Origin of the sequence: Rhizobium sp. BIGb0125, assembly GCF_024810055.1 — a bacterium.
In the GTDB taxonomy this organism is placed as follows: Bacteria; Pseudomonadota; Alphaproteobacteria; order Rhizobiales; family Rhizobiaceae; genus Agrobacterium.
Window position 1 is genome coordinate 213,606 of sequence record NZ_JANUDV010000005.1, and the last position, 22,324, is coordinate 235,929.

Annotated in this window: 25 protein-coding genes; 19 read left to right on the forward strand and 6 right to left on the reverse strand. The window is 56.0% G+C overall.

All coding sequences use genetic code 11. From position 1 onward, the window contains the following. Positions 1–4 precede the first annotated feature (4 nt). The gene (dapB, locus tag M2418_RS15395; RefSeq protein ID WP_192486877.1) at positions 5–829 is read left to right on the forward strand and encodes a 4-hydroxy-tetrahydrodipicolinate reductase; all 825 of its coding nucleotides are present in this window, start codon (positions 5–7) and stop codon (positions 827–829) included. A 30-nt stretch (positions 830–859) separates the two neighbouring features. Further along, positions 860–1,495 (forward strand): 2,3-bisphosphoglycerate-dependent phosphoglycerate mutase, encoded by a 636-nt coding sequence (locus M2418_RS15400; protein ID WP_259147682.1) that lies wholly within the window; start codon positions 860–862, stop codon positions 1,493–1,495. 89 nt (positions 1,496–1,584) lie between these two features. Here M2418_RS15400 and phnF read toward each other — a convergent pair whose 3' ends face one another. Further along, the gene (phnF, locus tag M2418_RS15405; protein ID WP_259148027.1) at positions 1,585–2,316 is read right to left on the reverse strand and encodes a phosphonate metabolism transcriptional regulator PhnF; all 732 of its coding nucleotides are present in this window, start codon (positions 2,314–2,316) and stop codon (positions 1,585–1,587) included. A gap of 100 nt (positions 2,317–2,416) precedes the next feature. Between phnF and phnG the strand changes: the two genes are divergently transcribed. The 16 genes from phnG (at position 2,417) to M2418_RS15485 (ending at position 16,460) form a co-directional block, all read left to right on the forward strand. After that, positions 2,417–2,878 carry a phosphonate C-P lyase system protein PhnG gene (phnG, locus tag M2418_RS15410; RefSeq protein ID WP_250983478.1) on the forward strand — a complete coding sequence of 154 codons (462 nt, stop codon included), beginning with the start codon at positions 2,417–2,419 and terminating at the stop codon, positions 2,876–2,878. Further along, complete coding sequence (gene phnH / locus M2418_RS15415; RefSeq protein WP_259147684.1) at positions 2,878–3,486, forward strand: phosphonate C-P lyase system protein PhnH; 609 nt, start codon at positions 2,878–2,880, stop codon at positions 3,484–3,486. Before phnG ends, phnH begins: the two co-directional genes overlap by 1 nt. A 3-nt stretch (positions 3,487–3,489) precedes the next feature. Then, positions 3,490–4,611, forward strand: coding sequence for a carbon-phosphorus lyase complex subunit PhnI (locus M2418_RS15420; RefSeq protein WP_259147685.1), 1,122 nt, complete (start codon positions 3,490–3,492; stop codon positions 4,609–4,611). Between the two features lie 140 nt (positions 4,612–4,751). Beyond that, positions 4,752–5,654, forward strand: coding sequence for an alpha-D-ribose 1-methylphosphonate 5-phosphate C-P-lyase PhnJ (locus tag M2418_RS15425; protein ID WP_259147686.1), 903 nt, complete (start codon positions 4,752–4,754; stop codon positions 5,652–5,654). Further along, the gene (gene phnK, locus M2418_RS15430) at positions 5,651–6,430 is read left to right on the forward strand and encodes a phosphonate C-P lyase system protein PhnK (protein WP_259147688.1); all 780 of its coding nucleotides are present in this window, start codon (positions 5,651–5,653) and stop codon (positions 6,428–6,430) included. Before M2418_RS15425 ends, phnK begins: the two co-directional genes overlap by 4 nt. A 13-nt stretch (positions 6,431–6,443) precedes the next feature. Next, on the forward strand, positions 6,444–7,151 hold the full coding sequence (gene phnL, locus M2418_RS15435; protein WP_259147690.1) for a phosphonate C-P lyase system protein PhnL: 708 nt from the start codon (positions 6,444–6,446) through the stop codon (positions 7,149–7,151). After that, positions 7,148–7,777 carry a DapH/DapD/GlmU-related protein gene (locus M2418_RS15440; protein ID WP_259147692.1) on the forward strand — a complete coding sequence of 210 codons (630 nt, stop codon included), beginning with the start codon at positions 7,148–7,150 and terminating at the stop codon, positions 7,775–7,777. Before phnL ends, M2418_RS15440 begins: the two co-directional genes overlap by 4 nt. 97 nt (positions 7,778–7,874) lie before the next feature. Beyond that, a complete protein-coding gene (gene phnC / locus M2418_RS15445) occupies positions 7,875–8,732 on the forward strand; it encodes a phosphonate ABC transporter ATP-binding protein (RefSeq protein WP_259147694.1) in 858 nt (285 codons plus the stop codon). A gap of 82 nt (positions 8,733–8,814) precedes the next feature. Next, entirely contained in the window at positions 8,815–9,720 is a 906-nt protein-coding gene (gene phnD / locus M2418_RS15450; protein WP_259147696.1) for a phosphonate ABC transporter substrate-binding protein, read from the forward strand. 128 nt (positions 9,721–9,848) lie between these two features. After that, a complete protein-coding gene (phnE, locus tag M2418_RS15455) occupies positions 9,849–10,769 on the forward strand; it encodes a phosphonate ABC transporter, permease protein PhnE (protein ID WP_192487822.1) in 921 nt (306 codons plus the stop codon). Next, entirely contained in the window at positions 10,769–12,118 is a 1,350-nt protein-coding gene (phnE, locus tag M2418_RS15460; RefSeq protein ID WP_259147698.1) for a phosphonate ABC transporter, permease protein PhnE, read from the forward strand. Before phnE (M2418_RS15455) ends, phnE (M2418_RS15460) begins: the two co-directional genes overlap by 1 nt. Before the next feature lie 132 nt (positions 12,119–12,250). After that, the gene (locus M2418_RS15465; protein ID WP_259147699.1) at positions 12,251–12,919 is read left to right on the forward strand and encodes a DUF1045 domain-containing protein; all 669 of its coding nucleotides are present in this window, start codon (positions 12,251–12,253) and stop codon (positions 12,917–12,919) included. A 13-nt stretch (positions 12,920–12,932) separates the two neighbouring features. Then, positions 12,933–14,072, forward strand: coding sequence for an alpha-D-ribose 1-methylphosphonate 5-triphosphate diphosphatase (locus tag M2418_RS15470; protein ID WP_259147700.1), 1,140 nt, complete (start codon positions 12,933–12,935; stop codon positions 14,070–14,072). Beyond that, positions 14,072–14,665, forward strand: coding sequence for a phosphonate metabolism protein/1,5-bisphosphokinase (PRPP-forming) PhnN (phnN, locus tag M2418_RS15475; protein WP_259147702.1), 594 nt, complete (start codon positions 14,072–14,074; stop codon positions 14,663–14,665). Before M2418_RS15470 ends, phnN begins: the two co-directional genes overlap by 1 nt. 156 nt (positions 14,666–14,821) lie before the next feature. Then, positions 14,822–15,859 (forward strand): AraC family transcriptional regulator, encoded by a 1,038-nt coding sequence (locus tag M2418_RS15480; RefSeq protein WP_250983467.1) that lies wholly within the window; start codon positions 14,822–14,824, stop codon positions 15,857–15,859. A 262-nt stretch (positions 15,860–16,121) separates the two neighbouring features. Continuing rightward, entirely contained in the window at positions 16,122–16,460 is a 339-nt protein-coding gene (locus tag M2418_RS15485; RefSeq protein WP_250983466.1) for a LuxR C-terminal-related transcriptional regulator, read from the forward strand. A 369-nt stretch (positions 16,461–16,829) separates the two neighbouring features. Here M2418_RS15485 and M2418_RS15490 read toward each other — a convergent pair whose 3' ends face one another. From M2418_RS15490 to exbB, 4 genes are all read right to left on the reverse strand, one after another. Beyond that, entirely contained in the window at positions 16,830–17,819 is a 990-nt protein-coding gene (locus M2418_RS15490; RefSeq protein ID WP_250983465.1) for an Ldh family oxidoreductase, read from the reverse strand. Between the two features lie 135 nt (positions 17,820–17,954). Beyond that, positions 17,955–18,908 (reverse strand): energy transducer TonB, encoded by a 954-nt coding sequence (locus M2418_RS15495; protein ID WP_250983464.1) that lies wholly within the window; start codon positions 18,906–18,908, stop codon positions 17,955–17,957. Further along, positions 18,905–19,399: a TonB system transport protein ExbD gene (gene exbD, locus M2418_RS15500; RefSeq protein WP_250983463.1), complete on the reverse strand. Its 495-nt coding sequence runs from the start codon at positions 19,397–19,399 to the stop codon at positions 18,905–18,907. The genes M2418_RS15495 and exbD overlap by 4 nt, the downstream gene beginning before the upstream one ends. Before the next feature lie 5 nt (positions 19,400–19,404). After that, positions 19,405–20,637, reverse strand: coding sequence for a tonB-system energizer ExbB (exbB, locus tag M2418_RS15505; RefSeq protein ID WP_192486858.1), 1,233 nt, complete (start codon positions 20,635–20,637; stop codon positions 19,405–19,407). 451 nt (positions 20,638–21,088) lie between these two features. On the opposite strand from exbB, the gene M2418_RS15510 reads away from it, so the two are divergent. Further along, positions 21,089–21,802 (forward strand): YoaK family protein, encoded by a 714-nt coding sequence (locus tag M2418_RS15510; protein ID WP_250983462.1) that lies wholly within the window; start codon positions 21,089–21,091, stop codon positions 21,800–21,802. A 16-nt stretch (positions 21,803–21,818) separates the two neighbouring features. Here the strand turns inward: M2418_RS15510 and M2418_RS15515 are convergent, their stop codons facing one another. Continuing rightward, positions 21,819–22,295: a hypothetical protein gene (locus M2418_RS15515; protein WP_405049436.1), complete on the reverse strand. Its 477-nt coding sequence runs from the start codon at positions 22,293–22,295 to the stop codon at positions 21,819–21,821. Positions 22,296–22,324: the final 29 nt, after the last annotated feature.

Here is a 22,324-nt window from a genome sequence, read left to right on the forward strand (position 1 = left end):
ACGCATGAGCAGCAACGACATGAAACTGGTGGTGGTCGGCGCTGCCGGTCGTATGGGACAAACCCTGATCCGTCTTATTCACGAGACCCCGGGTGTCACGCTGCATGCTGCCATTGAACGCGAAACCTCTGCCTTCATCGGCAAGGATGCCGGTGAAATTGCCGGCTTAGGCGTGAACGGTGTTGCGATCACCAGCGATCCGCTGGAAGCATTCGTGAATGCAGAAGGCGTTATCGATTTTACCTCCCCTGCCTCAAGCGTCACCTTTGCTGCACTTGCAGCACAGGCTCGTATCGTGCACGTGATCGGCACCACCGGTTGTTCGCCGGAAGACGAGGCCAAGTTTGAAGCAGCGGCCCGTCATGCCCGCGTCGTCAAGTCAGGCAATATGAGCCTTGGTGTTAATCTTCTCGGTGTGCTGGCCCGCCAGACGGCAAAGGCTTTGCCTGCCAATGCGTGGGACATTGAGGTGGTTGAAATGCACCACAAACACAAGGTTGACGCACCATCCGGCACCGCATTGCTTCTGGGTAATGAAGCAGCAATAGGTCGTGGGATCGATCTGGCATCATCGTCGGTGCGGGTGCGTGATGGGCATACCGGCGCACGCGTCGAAGGCACGATCGGTTTTGCAGCGCTGCGCGGCGGTTCGGTTATTGGCGACCACTCAGTGATTTTTGCTGGCGAAGGCGAGCGTGTAACGCTGTCGCATTATGCCGGCGACCGGTCGATTTTTGCACGCGGCGCACTGGCAGCAGCCATATGGGCACGTGGCCAGAAGCCCGGTCTTTATTCAATGCTCGATGTTTTGGGGCTGTCGGAAGCCTGATAATTTTCATTTTTACGGAGGGAATTGACTATGAGCGGAACTCTCGTGCTTGTTCGCCACGGCCAGAGCGACTGGAACCTGAAGAACCTTTTCACCGGCTGGCGTGACCCCGACCTGACCGAGCTTGGCGTGCAGGAAGCCAATGCAGGCGGTAAGGCACTGGCTGATTACGGCATCAAGTTCGACATCGCTTTTACGTCGGACCTGACCCGTGCGCAGAAGACCTGCCAGATCGTTCTCAACAATGTTGGCCAGCCTGACCTGACAACGATCCGCGATCAGGCGCTGAACGAGCGCGACTACGGCGATCTCTCGGGCCTGAACAAGGACGACGCCCGCGAAAAGTGGGGCGAAGAACAGGTTCACATCTGGCGCCGTTCCTATGACGTACCACCTCCGGGCGGCGAAAGCCTGCGCGACACGGGTGCGCGCGTCTGGCCTTATTACCTCACCGAAATTCTGCCGCGCGTGCTGCGTGGTGAAAACGTACTGGTTGCCGCTCACGGCAATTCGCTGCGTTCGCTGGTGATGGTTCTGGACCGCCTGAGCAAGGAAGAGATCCTCAAGCTCAACCTCGCGACCGGTGTGCCGATGGTTTACAAGCTGAAAGCGGATTCCACCGTTATCTCCAAGGACGTTCTCGGCGACATGTCCGCCGCGCATTAAGTCTTGGCAGCACCTAAATTGAAAAGGTCGGAGCGTTTTACGCTCCGGCCTTTTTTATGTGACATCGTTGAATGGATCCGTCCTGAAGATCAGTTCTCCATCCGGAATTCCACCGTGTCTGCCGGAAAACGGCTGATGGCGTATTGCACCGGTTTACCATCCAGATCGGTGTTCAGCGCATGCGTCACCAGAAGGATTGCCCCCGGTGAAAGCTCAAGTGCTGCGAGATCATCGGCGCCGGCATGCATGGCAGAAATCTTTGTCGAGGCGCGCATATAGTCATTGAGGCCCACCGCCTTGAAAGCTGCAGTAATCGATCCGCTTTTTTCGTAGGCTGCAGCAATGCCCTCAAACCGGTCGGCAGGAAACCAGGTGGTGGAACGTGATACCGGGCGACGGTCGGCCTTGCGCAAAAGTTCGAGACAGATGACGGTCGCACCCTGCACCAGTCCCAGTTGTCGGGCGACTTCGATTGGTGCCGTCTCAATTGATGACGACAACAGCAGCCCCTGCATTTCGCGAACCTGGTCGCCAACCCCTTCGGAAAAGCGGGTTCGTTTTGAAATCGGGAAACTCAGCCGATCCTTGCGCACAATCATCGTGCCACGACCTTGCAGTGGCTGAACGATCCCCTCATCCGCCAAGGCCGAGATGGCGCTACGCACCGTGTGCCGGTTGACGTTGAAGGTTTCAGACAGCACCATTTCGGGAGGAAGCATGCCAGCTTCATCATACTCACCGGCCAGAATAGATTGCCGAATGCGGTCGGCAATCTGCCGCCAGAGAGCGACGCCGTTTTTCCTGCGCACATTGGCGCCCATCGAGGCCGTTACAGTCATATGTCACACGCTTGTCATGTCATTCGGATAGCAATATCCTATCTTGTATGGTTGTCTATATCAATAGACATTTGAGGATAAGATGCAAACAAAGAACATACCATCGATTGAAGGTCGTCAGCGGGTCGCAGCCCTGCTTGCACGCGCCAGCATGGAAGAACTGATGAGCGTGTGGGGCGGACTGGAACAGTCGCCCGAAGCTGAAAAGGTGCGTGGGCCGGAAACCGGCCTCGTCATGGTACGCGGCCGCATTGGTGGCGGTGGCGATGCATTCAACCTTGGTGAAGCAACCATGACACGTGCCACGATCCGCCTGGCCTCCGGCACGGTCGGTCACGCACATGCACTTGGCACCAACAAAAAGAAGGCCTGGGTTTCCGCGATCTTCGACGCCCTTTGGCAGGAACCGGCAACGCGGGACATGATTGAAGCCAATCTGCTGTCGCCGGTTGAACAGCGCCTTCAGGCCACCGCCAACCAAAAGAAACAGGAGACCGCGGCAACGCGCGTCAATTTCTTCACCATGGTTCGGGGAGACGACTGATGGACCACAAGGGCGATATTTTGTCGGGCGGTTTTGCCGATCCCGTTTTTGAATCCCAGGGCGTGTTTCGCAAGTTGATGGATGGTATGGCGCAGCCCGGAACCATTCATGTGGCTGACGCCCGTGTCAAACCGCCAGCACCGCTGGGCAAGGCCGCAGGTGCCGTGTTGCTGACGCTTTGCGACCACGACACGCCATTCTGGATGAACGGTGAGCTGGCCAAGTCAGGCGTTCCAGGCTGGCTTTCCTTCCATACCGGTGCCGAACTGGAAACCGACAAAAGTGGAGCCCGTTTCGCGGTGCTTGAAGCTGGCGCGGCCCTGACCTCGCTTGGCTTGTTTTCAGTCGGCACGCAGGAATATCCGGACCGCTCGACGACAGTGTTGATCGAGGTTGCAGCGCTTATCGGTGGTTCACCTTTTCGGTTGACCGGTCCCGGTATTCGCGACGAGCGCCAGATTGCACCGCAAGGATTGCCGCAGGCGTTTCTGCATATGTGGGCGGAAAACCGACTGGCCTTTCCACGCGGTATCGATGTCATCCTGACAAGTGGTGACAGTTTCCTCTGCCTGCCGCGCAGCACGCGCATAGACCTGATGGAGAATTGATCGATGTATGTTGCCGTCAAAGGCGGAGAGACCGCCATTGCCAATGCCCATCGTCTGCTGGCCGACCGTCGTCGCGGCGACCGTTCCTTGCCAGCATTGACCATTGAGCAGATCGTTGCGCAGCTTGGCCTCGCGGTTGACCGCGTTATGGCCGAAGCTTCGCTTCACGATACTGCACTTGCAGCACTGGCCATCAAACAATCGCGCGGCGACATGATCGAGGCGATCTTCCTGCTGCGCGCTTACCGCACGACACTACCGCGCTTCGGCACATCAAAGCCGATTGAGACGGGCACTATGCGGGTCGAACGCCGCGTTTCCGCCACCTATAAGGATTTGCCCGGTGGTCAGTTGCTTGGCCCAACCTTCGACTATACGCACCGTCTGCTTGACCCATCGCTGCTGGAAGACGGCTTTGTTGAAGAAGCGGCGCTCGAAAGCAATGGCATCGACCCTGTTTCCAAAGTGTCCGACATTCTGGCAGCCGAAGGCCTGATTGAAACCGATGGCGAAATGTCCTTGGATCATAAGGCTGGCGACCTGACGCGCGAGCCGATGGAGTTCCCGATGCCGCGCGACGTGCGTTTGCAATCGCTGGCACGTGGCGATGAGGGGTTTCTGCTCGCACTCGCCTACTCCACGCAGCGTGGCTACGGCCGTAACCACCCATTTGTGGGTGAGGTGCGTATCGGCGAAGTCGAAGTGGAAATCGACGTGCCGGAATTGGGCTTTGCTGTCTCGCTTGGAGAAATCCGCGTCACAGAATGCCAGATGGTCAACCAGTTCAAGGGTTCGTCCAAGGCGCCACCGCAGTTTACCCGCGGTTATGGGCTGGTGTTCGGCCAGAGCGAACGCAAAGCCATGTCTATGTCACTGGTGGACCGCGCGCTTCGCGCCGAGGAATTTGGCGAGGATATCACCGCCCCTGCTCAGGATGAGGAATTCGTCATTTCCCACGCGGACAATGTCCAGGCAACCGGCTTTGTAGAGCACCTCAAGCTACCGCATTACGTGGATTTTCAAGCGGAACTCGCGTTGGTGCGAAAAATGCGCTCGGACTATCAAGCGTCAAAAAACAGCGTGGCGGCCAATATTACGGGAAGTATTGCCGATGCTGCTGAATGAGCTTGTTCCTGCTACGCAGGCTTTCCGCATACCAAACTGCACAAACGATGTTCAGCGCAATGAACAGTGCAAAGAACAAACCAATCAGAATGCCAGTATCCATGAGCTTGTACTCCTTTTACATGAAGGGATAACGCACAATGCCGCCTGAAGTTTCATTCAAGGATGATTTAGCCGGTTACAACTTCGCTTATCTGGATGAACAGACCAAGCGAATGATCCGCCGCGCTATTCTCAAAGCCATCGCCGTGCCGGGTTATCAGGTACCGTTTGCATCGCGCGAAATGCCCATGCCATACGGCTGGGGCACCGGTGGTGTGCAGGTCACAGCTGCCATCATCGGACTGGACGATACGCTGAAAGTTATCGACCAGGGAGCAGACGACACCACCAATGCGGTCTCCATCCGCGCCTTCTTCCAGAAGGTGGCCAATGTCGCTGTCACCACCCATACCAGTGAAGCAACGATCATCCAGACCCGTCACCGCATTCCCGAGGAAAAACTGACGGCAGGTCAGGTGCTCGTCTATCAGGTACCGATTCCCGAACCGTTGCGTTTCCTTGAGCCGCGTGAAACGGAAACCCGTGTCATGCATGCGCTCGAAGAATATGGTCTCATGCATGTACGTCTGTATGAAGACATTGCCCATAATGGCCGTATCTCCCGCACCTATGCCTACCCGGTGAAGGTTGCTGGCCGTTACGTCATGGACCCGTCACCGACGCCAAAGTTCGACAATCCGAAAATGCACATGTCCGATGCCTTGCAGCTGTTTGGTGCCGGTCGTGAAAAACGTATTTACGCGGTCCCGCCCTATACCGATGTTGTCAGCCTCGATTTCGACGACCACCCGTTTGAGATCCAGACATTCGACAAGCCCTGCGCGCTGTGCGGCGCTGACAATGTCTATCTGGATGAAGTCATTCTGGATGATGGGGGCGGACGTATGTTCGTCTGTTCGGATACCGACCACTGCGAGGACCGTCGTGAACACGGCCATCGCGGTCACCTTTCACCAGACATGCCGGAGGCAGCAGAATGAACAGCGAAACGCCTTTGCTGAAAGTCAGCAATGTCTCCAAGTTCTACGGCGGCCGGATTGGCTGCAAGGATGTGTCTTTCGAACTATGGCCCGGTGAAGTGCTGGCCATCGTTGGTGAATCCGGTTCGGGCAAGACGACATTGCTCAACTGTATCTCGACGCGCCTTCTGCCAACCGCCGGCACAGTTGAATATCGCATGCGCGACGACGTGACCCGCAATCTCTACCACATCAACGAAGCAGAACGCCGCCTGCTGATGCGCACCGACTGGGGTTTCGTGCACCAGAACCCTGCCGATGGCCTGCGTATGACCGTTTCGGCTGGAGGCAATGTCGGCGAGCGGCTGATGGCGGTTGGCGCACGCCACTACGGCAACATCCGCGATACGGCGTCGGACTGGCTGCAACGGGTGGAAATCGGCATTGACCGCATTGACGACCAGCCTCGCGCCTTTTCTGGCGGCATGCGCCAGCGACTGCAGATTGCGCGCAATCTTGTGACCTCGCCACGTCTTGTGTTCATGGATGAACCAACCGGTGGTCTGGATGTGTCGGTGCAGGCCCGTCTGCTCGATCTGGTTCGTGGACTGGTCAACGATCTCGGTCTTGCGGTTATCGTTGTTACTCACGACCTGGCGGTTGCACGCCTCCTGTCACATCGCATGATGGTGATGAAGGATGGCCACGTCATCGAACACGGTCTGACGGACCGTGTGCTGGATGACCCTCGCCAGCCCTACACACAATTGCTCGTTTCCTCGATCCTGCAAGTCTGAAAGGCATACTCTCATGACAACGCCTCTCGTGGTTTCAGAAGTCTTCAAAAGCTTCACCATGCATCTTCGCGACGGCATCGTTCTGCCCGTGGTCGAGAATGTCAATTTTTCAGTCGCCACCGGCGAATGTGCCGTGCTGGGTGGCCCCTCCGGTATCGGCAAAAGCTCGATTCTGAAAATGCTCTACGGCAATTATGCCATCGACAGCGGGCAGATCCTGATCAGCCATGAAGGCCGGGTGATCGATATTGCCATTGCGCCACCACGCACCGTGCTGGAAGTGCGCAAAAGCACCATCGGCTATGTCAGCCAGTTCCTGCGCACCGTGCCGCGTGTCTCCGCACTCGACGTTGTTGCCGAACCATTGCTGGCAAGACAGGTACCATTGGAAGATGCACGTGAACGGGCACGGGCACTGCTGTGCGCCCTCAATCTGCCGGAGGCATTGTGGTTGTTGCCACCTGCCACCTTCTCCGGTGGTGAACAACAGCGCGTCAACATTGCCCGCGGTTTCATTACCGACCATTCCATCCTGCTGCTGGACGAACCGACGGCTTCACTCGATGCACGCAACCGCCGCGTTGCCATCGACATGATCCAGAAGAAGAAACAGCAGGGCGTCGCACTGCTCGGCATTTTCCATGACGAAGAAGTGCGTGAAGCGGTTGCCGACCGCATCATTGACGTCGCCCAATTCTCACCGAGAAAGATCGCAGCATGAGTGTAAAGGTTGGTCTTCAACCCGTTATCCACCCGACGGCGGATGTGCAGAATTCGACCATTGGTCGCTACACGGAGATATCCGAACGCTGCCGAATTCATGAAGTGGAGATGGGCGACTACTCCTATGTGATGCAGGATGGCGCAATCTGGTGCGCAACAATTGGCCGTTTTGCCAATATCGCCGCGTCCGTGCGTATCAACGCCACCAACCATCCGGTAGAGCGCGCCACGCTGCACCACTTTACCTACCGCGCCGCCAGTTACTGGGACGATGCCGAAGACGAAACGGATTTCTTTGAAGCCCGGCGACAACGGCGCGTCGTCATTGGCCATGATGTCTGGATCGGTCACGGTGTTACCGTGCTGCCCGGTGTCAAAATCGGCAATGGCGCGGTGATCGGTGCGGGTGCCGTGGTGTCCAAGGATGTCGCACCCTACACCATCGTCGGTGGTGTTCCGGCCAAATTGATCCGTGAGCGTTTTTCACAGGAACTGGGTGAGCGCATGGACCGCCTGGCATGGTGGAACTGGGACCACCAGACGCTTCGGTCCGCACTTGAGGATTTTCGTTCGATGGATGCGCAATCCTTCGTTGATCGATATGAGCACCGCGCGGCGGGCTGATCTGGCGTTTGTAACAATTTCTTCACCAAACTGACACTTCCGCTTCACAGGGTGGTGTTAGGTCCAAGTCCCGAAGCAATAGCGTACGGGACAGACAATGAGCCTTGAACTTCGACACGTCACACGCCGGTTCGGCAATCACGTTGCTGTAAATGCCGTGAACGTGGAAATTCCTCAAGGACAGATGGTCGGCGTCATCGGACGTTCGGGCGCCGGCAAGTCCACGCTGCTGCGCATGATCAACCGTCTGGTCGATCCGACCGACGGTTCCATCCGCTTCAACGGCACGGAAGTATCCAGCCTGCGCGGCTCCTCGCTGCGCAACTGGCAGCGCGACTGCGCAATGATTTTCCAGCAGTTCAATCTTGTGCCACGTCTCGACGTGTTGACCAATGTGATGCTGGGCCGCCTGAACCATCGTTCGACCGTGCTCAGCCTCCTCAGCATTTTTTCCCATGACGAACGCATCATGGCGATTTCCGCACTTGAGCGCCTTGGCATCGAACATGTGGCCCTGCAGGCTGCAGGCACGCTTTCCGGCGGCCAGCAGCAGCGTGTGGCGATTGCCCGCGCCTTGATGCAGTCTCCAAAGATGGTACTGGCCGATGAGCCAATCGCGTCGCTCGATCCGCTTAACGCCAAGATCGTGATGGACGCACTGCGCGACATCAACGAGCGCGAAGGCATTACCGTACTGACCAACCTGCATACTCTGGATACGGCGCGCAATTATTGCGAACGCATCATCGGCATGTCGGCTGGCCGTGTGGTTTTTGACGGCACACCTTCGGAACTCACGGCTGCCGCCGTTAAGGAAATTTACGGTACGGATTCGCATGGGGCAGGCATCGACGAGAGCATGACCTCCACCAGCATCACCATACCAGGAGCTCGGCTTGACGCCGATGCAAAGCAATCTGCCGGTCTGGAGCCTCTGGCTGTCGCCGGGGTTTGAAGACCGCACAGTATCGTTACGCCCGCGTCAAGGGCATCACTCATCAGCAAAACCGGGCAACCGGACATCAGGAGATGATCTCATGTTCAAGAAAGCTCTTCTCGCGGCGACTGCCGTTGGTATGCTTGCAAGTGCCGCTATGGCTCAGGACGTCAAGGTTCTGCGCATCGGTCTCGACGGTTCTGAAAACGAAGCCGACCAGATCCGCAACACCCAGTGCCTGGTTGAAGGCCTGAAGGCTGCGACCGGCGTTTCCGAAGTTCAGATCTTCCCATCGCCTGACTACAACGGCGTTATCCAGGGTCTGCTCGGCGGCACCATCGACATCGCTTCCATGGGCGCGTCTTCCTACGCCAAGATCGCTCTGACAGATCCAAACGCTGTTGACCCGATCCTCACCTACACCCAGGCTGACGGCTCTTCCGGTTACTACTCCATCATGGTTGCCCGCAAGGACAGCGGTATCAAGTCTCTGGCTGACGCCAAGGGCAAGAAGATCGGCTTTGCTGACCCTGACAGCACCTCTGGTTACCTTGTTCCAAACGTTGCACTGCCAAAAGAAATCGGCACTTCCGTCAAGGAATACTTCTCTGAAAGCGGCTTCGGCGGCGGCCATGAGAACCTCGTTCTCGCCGTTCTCGACAAGAAGTTCGACGTTGGCACGACCTTCGGTTCGGGCGTTGGCAAGTGGGAAGAAGGCTACACCGGTGGCAACCTTCACCAGATGGTCAACAAGGGCAACCTCGACATGGACGATATCGTTGAAGTCTGGAAGTCCCCTCTGATCCCTAACGGCCCGCTGATGGTTTCCAACAAGGTCGGCGAAGAAATGAAGACCAAGGTTGAAGACTTCTTCCTGGCTCTGCCAAAGAACGACAACGCTTGCTTCAAGGCATTCACACAGGGCGACAACAAGGAATACATCAAGGTTGATGCTTCCTTCTACCAGACCATCATCGACGCCCGTAAGTCCGTTATCGGCGGCTGATTGGTACGGATAAAAACAGAGCGGCGGCTTCTAAGCCGCCGCTTTTTTTCGCAACAGGAAGATGCAGCATGAGCGGACATTCGACGACTTCGACACTGGGCGGGCTGGGACAATCCGCGTCCACCGTCATGCGTCATTATCAGCAGCAGTTGAGAACACGACGGATCTATACGGCCATTTCGATTGTCGTTTTCCTGATCGCGCTCGGCGCATCGCTGAACTTCGCGAACAATGCAAATTCGGGCAAGTTCTTTGAACGCCTTCCTTACCTGTTCGATTTCATCAAGACATTCGTGCCGGATAGCCCACTGGAAATTTTCCGCGCCATGTTCGATCTACCATCGCCCTATGATGATGGCTCACTCAAATACAACTACACGGCTGACAGGGTTTATGTGACGGACAATTTCTATATTCCGTTTTTCATCTACCAGCTGATCATCACCCTGAATATCGCGCTTGTTTCGACACTAATCGGCACCGGCTTTGCATTCATCCTGTGCTTTTTCGCCTCGACCAATCTGGTTGGTGCCGGAATTGTGCGCTGGGTTGTACGCCGTATCATGGAAGTGATGCGCGCCTTCCCGGAAATCGTGGTCGCCGGTCTGCTAACCGCCATCCTGTCCATCGGTCCGATTGCCGCTATCGTTGCCATTACCATCCACACCGTGGGCGCGCTGGGCAAGCTGTTCTTCGAAGTGGTCGAGAATGCCGATATGCGCCCCGATGAAGGTCTGCGCGCCGCTGGTGCCAACTGGCTGGAACGCGTCCGCTACGCCATCGTGCCGCAGGTTCTGCCAAACTTCGTTTCCTATGCGTTGCTGCGCGCTGAAATCAACGTGCGTGCCTCCACCATCATCGGCGCGGTCGGCGGTGGCGGTATTGGTGAGGTGTTCCGTCTGGCCATTGGCCGCGATCACGCCGCCAAGACATACGCCATCATCATCCTGCTGCTGATCACCATCATCGCAGTGGACCAGTTTTCGTCATGGCTTCGCCGCCGGCTGATAGGCCAGCAGGCATTTGACAGCGCGCAAGGAACAGTCTGATGAAATCCACACCATCGATCCATGCCTCCGAGCGCGAGCGCCTGACAAAGACCTACCCTCACGTGTTCCACAAGAGCTTCATGCAGCGCTACGGCCTGCTCATCAGCCTTGGAGCCGTGGTGTCCTATCTGGCGCTGTGCTTCGTATTCTTCAACGTCGGCCCCGCGCTGATGCAGGGCCGCTGGGACCGTGCATCGTCCTATATTCAGGATTGGTACTCCTGGCGCGCGCAACCGCGCCTGCGCTTCCAGGATGGCGCGGTGGTGCCACAATGGTCGAGCCGTGGGCAGTATCCGGCGGGCGCTGACATAGACTGGTTGATCCCCGGTCAGAATGGCAGCTATACGGTGACCTATGGCAGCATGGATGACCGGCTGGACATTACCACCGACAAGGTCGAGGTTTACGTTGCCGGCACGCCTTATACGGTCACCATCTCACAGGACATGGTCACTGCCCCGGTTGATGCACCAGCCGCCATCCAGCAGGATGGAAGCAAGGTCATCGTCAACTACGGTTTCGAAGGTCAGGCTGAAATTCGCAACAGCCAGGTTTACGTGCAGCGTCGTTTCATGGGCTGGGCCAACTTCTTCTTCGATACGCAGTCGGAATTCTGGGGCAAAAGCGTTGGTGAGTTGATTGCGCTCGCGACGGTTGGTGAACGGCTGGATCCGAACCAGTCCAACATCGCCAACATGACCGACGACTTCCTCAACAACAAGGTCTGGCAGCATGCGGACATTCTGTCCAAGCTGATGCAGACGCTGGTCATGGCTTTTGTCGGTACCCTGTTGGGTACGCTGGTCGCGTTTCCCTTCGCCTTCATCGCGGCGCGCAACATCACGCCAAACCGCCTTGCCAACTGGGGCATGAAGCGCGCCTTCGATTTCCTACGCTCCATTGATATGCTGATCTGGGCGCTGTTCTTTACCCGCAGCTTTGGTCCTGGGCCAATACCCGGTATTGCGGCTATCTTTTTCACCGACACTGGCGCGCTTGGTAAGGTTTATGCCGAGGCATTGGAAAATGTCGATGACAAGCAGCGCGAAGGCGTCAAGTCGGTGGGTGCGTCACCTGCGGTGGTCAATCGTTACGGCGTGGTGCCACAGGTGCTGCCAGTGTTCATTTCACAGTCCCTGTATTTCTGGGAAAGCAACACACGTTCTGCCACCATCATCGGTGCCGTGGGTGCTGGTGGTATCGGTCTCAAACTGCTCGAGGCCATGGGCACCAATGCCGACTGGGACAAGGTTGCCTATATGGTGCTGCTGATCCTGTTTGTGGTTTTCCTGTTCGATGGCATTTCCAACGCCATTCGCTCAAGACTGATCGGCAAAACCGCACATTAACGATCAAGACGTAAACAGTATCATCATTCTGTCATGGAAATCATTTAGGCGCATGGCCTGACTTGCAGCGAACCCGGCTTTGGCTTCAAATGAGGTTCGCTGTAGTTCCCATGATGTTTGAAAGATCCCACAGTGCGATACGCTGTTTATTTCACACCTCCGCAGACACACCCTTTGAACCTTGCTGCAGCCCGATGGCTGGGGCGAGATCCCTTCACCGGTGAGATCCACGCCGACAATGAAGCGCGCGAAGAGCTGACGGCCGAGCCACGACGTTACGGATTTCACGCCACGCTGAAAGCGCCATTCGAGCTGTCGGAAAAAAAGACCGAAGCGCAATTGATTGCTGCTGTCAAAAACTTCGCTGAAACGCGCACGGCATTTGATATTCCGCAGATCGTGGTTGGTCAGCTCGGCCCGTTTTTCGCGCTTGTCCCGCATTCCGTGCACGGGCCATTGCAGGATTTTGCTGCTGATATCGTCGATTTTTTCGATGAATTCCGCGCACCGCTTTCTGACTCCGACATCGCCCGTCGCCGCCCACAAAATCTCACACCCAAGCAGCGCGACAATCTCATGCTGTGGGGTTACCCGCATGTGATGGAAGAATTTCGCTTCCACATGACCCTGACCGGTCCAACCGAAGAGCCGGATCGCCCTGATATTCATTCCGCGCTCAACGGGCATTTTTCAGAATTTATCAACCGTCCACTCCCAATTACCGGCCTTGCGCTTTTTGTTGAAGAACAGCGTGGAGAGCCTTTTAAAGTTCACTCCTGGCACTCGCTTGCCACCCGATAGAAAGACACCAGCAATGCGTTCCGAACAGGTTCTTTCCAACGCCCGTATCGTCCTTGAAGACGATATCATTTCAGGTTCGGTCCTGATCCGTGACGGGCTTATCGCTGATATCAGCGCTGGCCCTGCTACAACCGGTGAGGATCTCGAAGGTGATTACCTCATCCCCGGCCTCGTTGAACTCCACACCGACCATCTGGAGCAGCACTATTCGCCACGTCCAGGCGTAACCTGGAATAAAACAGCCGCCGTGCAGGCTCATGATGCACAGGTTGCGGCCTCCGGCATCACCACGGTGTTTGACTGCCTGCGCCTTGGCTCCGACGAGGATGGTGGCTTCAAAAAAGGCGAGATGCGTGAAATGGCTGATGCCATTGAACATGCCGCTGGCCAGAACCGCCTGCGCGCCGAGCACCTTCTGCACCTGCGCTGCGAAGTGGCGTCATCCGACGTGCTGGAACATTTCGAGGATTTCGAAAACGATCCGAATGTGAAGCTGATTTCGTTGATGGACCACTCCCCGGGCCAGCGCCAGTTCCAGTCGCTAGATCAATATATTCTCTACTACCAGAAAAAGCGTGGCCTGAGTGACGAAGCCTTTGCCCGTTTCGTTGATCGTCGCAAATTAGCCTCGGCACAATATTCCGCGCCGCATCGTGACTATCTGGCGGCTCGCTGTGCAGAGCGCGGCATTACCGTTGCCAGCCATGACGATGCCACCACCGAACATGTGCAGGAAGCTATCGGCCATGGTGTCAAGGTTGCGGAATTCCCAACCAGCATCGAAGCCGCCCGCGCCTCGCACGAGGCCGGCATGAGCGTGCTGATGGGTGCGCCGAACATTGTGCGCGGACAGTCCCACTCCGGAAATATTGCCGCCAAGGATCTGGCAGAGCTGGGTGTACTCGATGTGTTGTCATCCGATTACGTTCCATTCAGCCTGCTATACGCGCCGTTTATCATCGCAGATTCGGTAGAAAGCATATCGTTGCCACAGGCACTTGCATTCGTGACAACCAATCCAGCCCGCTCTGTCAGCCTTGATGATCGTGGCGCTATACGCACCGGCCTGCGCGCCGATCTGGTACGTGTACACCGCGAAGAAGGCGTACCAGTGGTTCGTTCCGTCTGGCGTCAGGGACGTCGCGTCGCCTGATGGACATCGACCCTACCGCCCAGTCCATGACACAAGGCAGACACGGCACATTGGTTGCCGTGGTCGGCCCCAGCGGTGCCGGCAAAGACAGTCTGCTGGCACTGGCCGCGCAGCATTTTCAAGGCTGCGCGGATGTGCATTTTGTGCGTCGTGTCATTACACGCAGCAAGGATGCGGGTGGTGAAGATCACGACAGCGTCACATCAGACGAATTTGCAGCGCTTGAGGCACAGGACAAGTTTGCTGTGTGCTGGAAAGCCCACGGCCTGAGCTACGGTGTACCAGCTTACGTGTTTTCGCAGTTGGAGAAGGGCGATCTTGTCATCGTCAACGGATCGCGCTCGACCCTACCGGATTTCCAGTCAGCCTTTGCTCGTCTGCAGGTCATCAACATTACGGCGCGGACCGAGGTTTTGGCGGAACGGCTCGAGAAACGCGGCCGTGAAAGCAAGGCCGACATTCTCTTGCGGCTGCAACGCAGTGTTTTTGACATCCCCCCCAACTTTAATGTTGCCACGATCGACAATAGCGGCGATCTTGAGACAGCAGGGCAAGCTCTCATTCAGATGCTGGAAAACTACCGTCAGAGATAAATCTTAAAGGCCTTCTTGAACCCTCAAAAAAGCTTTAGTTCAAGTCGGTGAAATTCAGGGTACTTCGCGAAAGAAAATTTCAAAACCACTCGACATCTAGCAATATCGCGATTACCATTTGGCGACGTTTGTTAAACATTACACGCCAATTGTGCTATGCCCCATCCAAGGCTCATAGACGAGATAACGATTGTGGCCGGTTTAGGATCGGCTATTTCCGGCTATGCGCAATCCTGTGGCATCGATATCAAGCCGATTGCTAAGTCCTTGGACATTGATCCTGACGTTTTGCAGAGTATGACGGCACGTGTCAGTCTCGATCGCCTGTGCCGTCTTCTGGAAACCTGCGCGACGCTGGCGGATGATGACACATTTGGTTTGCAGTGTGCGGGTTTTCTCACCCCTGGTGCAACTGGCCCATTCGGTTATGGCCTGATGAGTGCACCAACTGTGCGCGATTACCTGAAATTCGTGGACGAACATCTCTATTACGCGACCAATGCCAGCGATACACAGCTGGAGTTTGGCGAGAAGTTTGCCAGTCTCTCGTGGACTTTTGCGCCTGTGATTGCCAAACGCGACCAATATACCGATATGTCGCTCGCGATGGCGTTTAACCGGTTGCGGCAGATTACTGGCGACGAAATTGACACTCTTCTGGTCGAGTTGGAACGGCCTAAGCCCAAAAACACCAACCTTTTCAAAAAAGCTTTCTCCAAACACATCGAATATTCACGGCGTATCAACCGCGTACATGTGCCGGTACATCTACTGGACGCGGTGAACCCCAAAGGTGATATTCGCCTGTTTACCCTGATGGATTTGCAGTGTCGGGCCATGCGGCCGGAAATTTCATCTTTATCCGAGCAGAACTTTGTCAGTCAGGTTCGACGTTACATGCAGATGCGCATGAATGAGCGCGATATTTCTCTTGAGGAGATATCACCCTACTTCAGCCTGTCGGCCCGTACATTCCAGCGGCGGCTTGCGGAAGCCGGGACCAACCTCAACACATTGCGGGACGAGGTCAGGCGTGAAGCCAGCCATACACTTCTGACCGAAAGCGAATTACCTATTGCGGACATTTGTTACCGACTGGGTTATTCGGCGCCAAGTGCCTTTTCGCGATCGGTGTCGCGCTGGTTTGGCATGACCCCAAAAGCCCTGCGCGAAAGTACGTCACGAAATTTTTGAATAACACAACCCGCTTTGACGCAGCAAAACATCGTAAAGTTGCTTGACATGTTCGATAAAAATCAGGAAATTCAGTGAATTGACCCAAATTGGGACAACACATTACTAAAAAATGTCTTTAGTGTACATTTTTTGGCGCCTGAGGTTATATATTTCCCATCTCCCTCTGTATATTAGGCTCCGCAACTGAATGACCGGACGCAACGTAGCGCCGTGCCTTTTCACTCATGACAGTCGCTGAAGTTGTGCTGCATTTGGCAGCATGCTTCCTAATTCTTGGAATAACGACAAAACCACCGACCCGCCCAAGCGGGCGATGAGCATGTTTGTCAGAATGGTATTGAAAAGAATGACCATGTCTCCGCATAAACAGCATGCGGGCGATTTTGCACGCCCTGAAACGCTGACCGACTGTGAAAAAACCTATCTCACCATGGCGGCGGAGGGCACTCACCCTTCGATTATCGCCAAAAATCTTGAAAAATCGGAAGATGAAATTCAGGCGGCACTTGCGAGTGCACGTCAAAAGCTTGGCGCGAACAATCTGTTGCACGCTATCAGTATAGCCCTGCTTAAGGGTATTATCGAGCGCGACATCTGATCCGCGACAAAAGTATTTTCCGCTCAACCCCGTTGTATTAGCGGAAAATAGCCGTTTTCTCTGCTTATTGCATGTGCCTACCCCAAAACGGTTAGTTGTGTTCGGTGAGCATGCTTTAGTTTTCGTATCGGATGCCCTCCACCCCGCATTGGGGAACCACTTTGGGGAGGGATGTTTTATCTTCGCTGCCAAGTTTTGCGTTTGCAGCGCAGCCCGTGTGGTGTTTCGAGGCGATGACGTCTTCGGTGCCATACGTAACCGCAGTGGCCGGGTTTACCCGGTGGCGGATCGCACTTGCGGTTGACGGCCTGGTGAGGTGAATGATTGCCTCACCAGGCCGCCTAGTTTTTGCAAACAGCACTTAACAGATCAGAGCGCGGCGATCTCTTCCAGAATGTCAGTTTCAATGATGATACCGTCATCATATGCGCGCTTGCGGTTTCCTTGACTGCGCCGCCCCGGCAAACGCACCTCCGGTTGCGCCTCGATCTCCGCGGCAAACATTGCCAGACGACTTGTAAACATATCTCCGGCCGTCACCGACGGATCAATGGCGATGATGGTGTGACCCAGCGCAACAGAACGGCTGTTTTCATCAAACAGCGATGGCGATTCAAATGCAAAGTCCCCCCCGGTCAGACCTGCCGCCATAATCTCCACCATGAAGGCGAGTGCTGCCCCCTTTGCGTCACCCGCCGGGATCATGGTGCCCGCCATTGCCGCCTCTGCGTCCGTCGTTGGTTTGCCATCGATATCGAGCGCCCAGCCCTCGGGGATTTTTACGCCTTTCTGCCGGGCGGCCATGACCTTTCCGCGCGCCACTTTGGACAGTGCCAGATCGATGACCAAGGGGTCCTGACCGGAAACCGGCGCTGCAAAGGCAATCGGGTTGGTGCCAAATAGTGGTTTGGTGCCACCCCATGGTGCAATTGCCGCGGGAGCATTGGCGACCATCAGTGCCACCAGACCCTGCTCGGCAAAACGTTCCACGGTCAAGGCCATGACACCCGCGTGGTGTGAGCGCGAAATGGCAGCCAAGGCAATGCCCTGCTCCCTGGCAATAGCTGGCAGTTCGGAAACCGCTGCATCCAGCGCTGGATAGGCGTAGCCATGGGCAGCATCGATAGCCAGAACGCCCGGTTTCAAACGTCTCGTTGTCACGACAGCCTTGCCGTCAACCTTGCCGGCGCGTGTCTGTTTGACATAGGCCGGAATGCGTCTGAACCCGTGACCGCCCTGCCCGGCAGCTTCTGCTGCAACAAGCGCTTTTGCGGTGGAGCGGGCGCTTGTGGAAATCACACCATTCTTTTCAAAAATATCGGAAACAAAATCTTCCGCATCGGAAATACTGAACTTCATAAAATGCTGGCCTTTTCTCAAATGCACCGCAAACAAACGTCTACGGAAAAGCACGTCATGACAAGCGATAGCAAGCTACCCTTGTCATGACCAGACGAGCATTCGGGATCATCCGTTGTAAATGCAGTTCACCACTCAGCGAATGGTGAACTGCACCGGTGCGACAATCGTCTTGCTGACGCCAGGTGGCGGGGCCGGAACCGGTGAGGCACGACGGACCATGGAAACGACTTCTTCGTCCAGTGCAGCAGAACCGGAAGAACGCGACAGCGAAACCGACAGGACATTGCCGCCCTCATCAATCTGGAACCGCACATAGGCCGTTCCCTGTTCCTTGCGGGAGCGAGCATCTGACGGGTAACGCTTGCGACGCTCCAGATGCGCCATTACTCGGTTTTGCCAACGGGCAGGTGAGACGGAAGACGAGGATGAACCAACACTGGTCTTCTGGGCCGCGGTACGATTGGACTCGGTCGCATCGACCTTGGCCATCTGCGAGGACTTTGAAGCTGGCGGCGGCTTTTTAGGTTGCGTGTCAGGCTTCTTTTTCTTGTCTTCGACCTTCTTTACTTCAGCCTTCTTTTCAACAGGTGGCGGCGGACGGCTGACCGGCAACGGTACTTCCACATTTTCAAGTGCAGCAACCATTTCCTGCTGAATCGGATCAATTTCTTCGATCGGTTCCGGCAGTTCTTCCGGCAGAGGTTCTGCAACCTCTTCTACCGGCTCAGGTGGTGTTTCCTCGACAACAGGCTCCGGGATAGGCTCTGGCTCAGGTTGCGGCTCAGGGGGCGGAGGAACCTCGGTCACTTCTTCGACTGGTTCTACCGTGTCACTCTTGATATCTTCTGCTTCAGCCGTATCGGGATTGATGACATTTTCCGTCGTATCAACCGATTCCGGCAGGGCAGCCATTTCAATCATGATTGCTGCCGGAGGCGCGTCCTGTGCCGCAGTCGGTACTGGTTCCAGCAACAGCAGTGCCGCAAGCCCTGCATGTGCCGAAAGCATAACGACGGCAGCGAAAGACCAGACCAGGATTTCTCCTACTCTGGAATGTCTTGCCTGCGGCTGACGGAGCGTTGTCATTGAGCCGTTCCCGTTGTTCCAGCGTTTGGCGCAGTTCCGGTTTCACCCGGCGCCGTTTGAGAAACCGGTGCGGGCAATGCTTCAAGCCCGACCAATGCGATTTTGAGATAACCCGCATCACGCAGCGCATTCATGACTTCCATGAACTGCCCGTAATCGACAGTTTTGTCTGCGCGCAGAAAAATGCGGGCATCCTTGTTGCCCTGCGTCTTGCCATCCAGCATCGAGGCAAGATTGGCCTTTTCGACGGGATCATTGCCAAGATTAAGGCTCAAGTCTTCCTTCACCGTCAGATAGATAGGTTCATCGGGACGCTCTGCAGGTTTGGCCGTCGAGGCCGGCAGGTCAACATTGACGTCGACCGTGGCCAGAGGTGCTGCCACCATGAAGATGATGAGCAGCACCAGCATGACGTCGATAAATGGCGTGACATTGATCTCATGGTTTTCGGAGAGATCGTCGCCGCTTTCTTCACGAATGCCGCCAGCCATAATCCTTATCTCCCAACAAGCGAAACGGAAGGTTTGTTGTCGCTAGGGGGAACGCGACGGAAATCGAGATCACGGCTAACGAGACGCTCGACACCTGCCGCAACGTCTGCCAGCAGGTGGCGATAACCGGTAATCGAACGGGCAAAGACGTTATAGATCACAACAGCAGGAATAGCGGCGACCAGACCGATCGCAGTTGCCAGCAGAGCTTCAGCGATACCCGGTGCCACAACGGCAAGGTTGGTGGTCTGCGATTCCGAGATGCTGATGAACGAGTTCATGATGCCCCAGACCGTGCCAAACAGACCGACAAACGGTGCGGTGGAACCAATGGTCGCCAGTACACCCGTACCGCGCGACATGCGACGCCCGCCGTGGCTTTCAATACGCGACAGGGCAGAGGCCACGCGCTCCTTGATGCCGGCGCCATCGGTGTGTTCGACAACTGGATCGGAAACCTTCGTTTCAAACGATGCCACCTTCAGCATCAATGCTGCAGGGCCGCCCTTGTTTTCAACCGCCTGAACAGCTTCCTCCAGCGAACGGGCACGACGAACAATGCGCAAGGCGGCGCCAACGCGCACGCGCGCACCGGCCAGTTCGATAATCTTGGCAAAACCAACGGTCCAGGTGACGATCGATGCGAAAGCAAGCCCGATCATAACCGCCTTGACCACCCAGTCCGCTGCCATGAACATGCCGACAGGCGACAGGTCGTGCGGAATGTCGGAGCGTTCGCCTGGGCTCTGGAAAATCTGCTCCAGCATGGTAGCGGGCTGCTCAGCTTCTGCTGGCGCAGCTTCTGGCTCCTGCGCTGCTGGCTCGGACTGCGGAGCAGCCGCTGGCTGTTGTGCGGGACCAGTCTGGGCCGCATTCGGCGCAGGTGTAGCAGCAGGTGGTGTCTGTTCACTGCCTGTTGCTGGCGCGTTGGTTGATGGCTCGGCGGCCTGCGGTGCAGGTGTCGCTGCCGGTGTTGTAGGAGCCGCCTGAACCGGAATTGCTTGCGCAGGGTTTTGCTGGGTCGATGTTGCCGGCGCCGGCGATACCGGGGCGGTGGTCGCTGCAGGTGCCTGGACAGCTGCCGGTTGTTCAGAACTTACAGAAGGAGCCGAAGTCTGCGCCGCGACACTACCCGCAGTCATAAGAGCTGCTAAAGCGACAGCGTAAAAAGACGCAATGGATGTATTGCTGCGTCGCGCGCTGGTAGCAGATGAGGTGATGGACGTTTCGGCGAGCATGATATTGGTTTCCCGGTCTACCGTAAAAAAAGAGCACCCATGAATACCGTCAAGCCTTTGGCTCAATTGAGCGAGGATGCCCCGGCTCTCTTTCATAGCAGTCCGATAATAAACATGAGTACGTTTGGCAACTATATATTTACCGATTTGCAGAGTCTTGTACTTTTTGGATGTTTTTGTACGAACCATGGCCTTGACCTGCGGGGATTTGCCCACAAGCCCATGTGAAGATCACAAATTGGTGTAGCGCGACCGCAACCACAGGTGACGCATACTGCGCCCTATCCCTTGCGTTCAGGGCCGATTGAACCGAGAGGCTGCGATGTAAAGTTGCAGTGATCAGGGGAATGAGCCTACAACAAAAGCTCAAGCATTCTATTTTGAGTCGGACCCGACCCGCGCATCACCACGGCTCGCCGGCCCGCGAAACCTATTCGCAGTCGAGCAGATCATGACACGACAAAGACGCCGCTCTCTTATCAAGGCCAAACGCACCGGCATGGGTATTGCCCTTGTCGCTACCCTTTCCTTTATCGCCGGCATGACAGACGCCATAGGTCTTCGCATGTCCGGCGACTTCGTCTCATTCATGACAGGCAACACAACACGGGCAGCCATGTCATTGCAGGACGGTAACTGGGGCCATGCCCTGAAACTGTTGGGGGCTATTGCCACCTTTGTGCTGGGAAATGCGGTGGGGATTGTCATTGCGCACAGGGCCGACAACCGCATCTTTGCGGTGCTTGCCGCAGTTGGTGCAACATTGGCCGTCGCCTCGGTCATGCCGACCAGTGAACTGCCGCTTGTACAATTCTATTTGGTGGTTCTGGCCATGGGCATGATCAATGCCGCCGTCGAGCATGTCGAAGGCCTGCCGATCGGGCTGACCTATGTGACCGGGGCGCTGTCCCGCTTCGGGCGTGGCATTGGCCGCTGGCTGATCGGTGAGCGCAAGATGGATTGGACCATCCAAATTGTACCGTGGCTTGGCATGTTGAGCGGGGCTTTATGCGGTGCTGTTGTCGGGGCGTATATGGACTATGCGTCCCTTTGGATCGTTGCCGCTATCGTCACGCTACTGGCCTTCATCACCATGCTGATGCCGCGCTCACTGCGGCATCGTTACAATCAGCGCGTGACGATAAGAAAGATGCCTGGCCCCTGAAACGGGTGCAGGCGGATCAGTTCTTGGAAATGGTCACAAAACGGGTGCCGCGCACGCGAACCGTCATCTCGCACTGGCGCTCATCGGTGCGTTCGCAATATTTCGGATGCATCTTGAATACGAAGACCATGTTGCCGAAACGCTTGATGAAGTCATAGCTGTAGAGCTGCGCCGTTGCGATCATGATATGACCGCCTTCCTGAACCTGGACATAGAAGTTGTAGGGGCAACCTTCGTCGGTGCAGCTCATGCCCTTCTCACCGTCGCAGGTGATTGCGCCGTGATTGGTAACCACATCCATAAGGCCGTCATTATTGATGTCCAGTTGCGTAATGAAGTCATCCCCAAACTCCACTTTCTCGCAGACCTTGCTGAAGTGGGCTTGTTCATATTCGGCAGGATCCCGCACCAATTCCTGCTGCGCCAACGCACCTTGCGAAAAAAAGGGCAACATGAATATCAACTGAAGCAGGATTACGATTGGCAATCTCACGGCATTTTCCTTTGCATTGCTTTCCGCTA